Source organism: Streptomyces diversicolor, from assembly GCF_057537855.1.
Window position 1 is genome coordinate 1 of the sequence record NZ_BAAJXA010000135.1, and the last position, 1,016, is coordinate 1,016.

Annotated in this window: 1 protein-coding gene; it reads right to left on the reverse strand. The window is 70.4% G+C overall.

The annotated features are described in order from the left end of the window. Positions 1 to 1,016, reverse strand: a 1,016-nt coding sequence (locus tag AC27LF_RS45500; RefSeq protein ID WP_487231313.1) for an IS701 family transposase, incomplete at both ends; no start/stop codon positions are given.

Below are 1,016 nucleotides of genomic sequence, written 5' to 3' on the forward strand. Positions count from 1 at the left end.
GGGTCGCGTCGGCGGCGAGGGCGGTCAGGAAGGCCAGGGCAAGCATGGCGAGTGTGATGTGCCGGTGCCATGAGGTCCAGTGCCGGACCTGATAGTGGTCGAGTCCGACCTGGCTCTTGGCGGCCTGGAAGCATTCCTCGACGCTCCAGCGGGCACCGGCGACGCGGACCAGTTCGGCAAGGGGCACTTCGGTGGGTGACCAGCACACATAGAAGGCGAGTTCGCCGGTGGACCGGTTCCGTCGGACGAGCAGGTGTTGATGGCTGCCGGTGCCGATGTGGATCCAGGCCCAGTCGTAGTATCGCGGGCCTTTCGCGCCGTTTCCGGCGCTCTGACGGTGCCAGGCCGCGGCGGGCAGGCGGCCGGCGACGGTATCGGCGCGGGCGGGAGTGCGGCCGTGGTTGATCCTCACCCGCGTCGAGCAGGCGACGGCGAGGACATAGCCGATACCGCGGGCCTTGAGGGCGGCGCGGAGCTGGGGGTCCTGGCCGTAGGCTTCGTCGCCGGTCACCCAGGAGGCGCTGATCCCGGCGTCCAGCGCGGCGGCGATCATCTCCGAGGCCAGGCGGGGTTTGGTGGCGAACTGCACGGTCTCGGGTATCCCGGCCGCGGTGCGGCGTTCGGGGTCATCGGACCAGGAGTGTTCGGGAAGGTAGAGCCGTCGGTCGATCAGGGCCCGTCCCCGGGCGGTGGCCAGGGCGAGGAACACGCCGACCTGGGCGTTCTCGATGCGTCCCGCGGTGCCGGTGTACTGCCTCTGCACTCCTGCCGAGGACCGGCCCTTCTTCAGGAAGCCGGTCTCGTCGACAACGAGAACCCTGCCGTCAGCACCGAGGTGTTCGGCGGCGTAGGCACGCAGGTCGTCGCGGACGGCATCGGCGTCCCAGCGGGCGTGGCGCAGCAGACGTTGCATCGGCCCAGGCCGCGTATGGCCCGCCTGTTCAGCCAGTTGCCAGCAGTTCTTCCGTTCGACGCTCGACAGCAGCCCGAGCAGGTAAGCGCGGGCCGCGGCCCGG